2 protein-coding genes are annotated in these 796 nt (G+C 60.9%); both read right to left on the reverse strand.

The window, feature by feature from the left end:
• Window positions 1–282: 282 nt before the first annotated feature.
• On the reverse strand, window positions 283–525 hold the full coding sequence (locus tag B8W67_RS20160; RefSeq protein ID WP_085305935.1) for a hypothetical protein: 243 nt from the start codon (window positions 523–525) through the stop codon (window positions 283–285).
• Window positions 525–796: transposase (locus tag B8W67_RS20165; protein WP_133056186.1), on the reverse strand; the 272-nt coding region annotated here is incomplete at its 5' end. The genes B8W67_RS20160 and B8W67_RS20165, both read right to left, overlap by 1 nt.

Genomic DNA, 796 nt, shown 5'->3' on the forward strand with positions numbered 1-796 from the left:
AACCACTACATCCTGCGATCCCTGATCCACTCCGGCCAACTTCAAGACCGGATCAACGCACTCTGAATCGGGAAGAGATTCCCTAACGGTTGTCAAGAGGTTCTGCGGCTGGCCGGTGGGAGGGTATTTCACGCAGCGGTGAGCGGCTCTCGTGCCATGCCGTTGCTGGTGCGAGAGCGCATGGGGTGTAATCGACTGGTCTGGAATCTGCCGGCTGCTGTGCTTCGTGATGCTGGGTGCGTTCAGCCTCGGCAGGTGCCAGTGATCGTTTGGATTATGTTGTCAGTGCGTCAGTTTCGATTTGCGGGCGACGCTTGTGTGGGCGCGTGTCCGGGCGCGGGTGCTGGCATCGACGTGACAATGGGTGTTGATGATCTCTTTCGCGGCCCGGCTGGTGATGGGGTCGCCGTTGGTGTCGCGCAGCTGGTAACGGCGGCCGGTGGTGATCGTCACCCAGATGCGTTCGGTGAGTTTGCGGGCGACGGCGATGCTGGCCTGGGTGTGGCAATGCCCCTGGGTCGTCATCATCCGGTGGTAGAACGCTGCCAATTGGGGATGCCGGCGGCCTGGAATAGCGCCAACCGAAGCGGCGCCGGGCCTTCCTTGCTGATCGCCCTGCGGGGCTGGCTCATGGTTCCAGAAGACCAGGTCGAGGGTGTGATTCCGACGTAAGAGGCGGCTTTTTTCGCCGAAGAGAAACGTGAACCGTCACCAAGAAATGAACCGCACTGGGTCGTGTGGAGGCTCCGAACCTTGGAAACGAGGATGGAGTCATGGCGAAGGAGAAATCCGCAGC

It is taken from the genome of Mycolicibacillus koreensis (genome assembly GCF_002104795.1).
GTDB classification, from domain to species: domain Bacteria; phylum Actinomycetota; class Actinomycetes; order Mycobacteriales; family Mycobacteriaceae; genus Mycobacterium; species Mycobacterium koreense.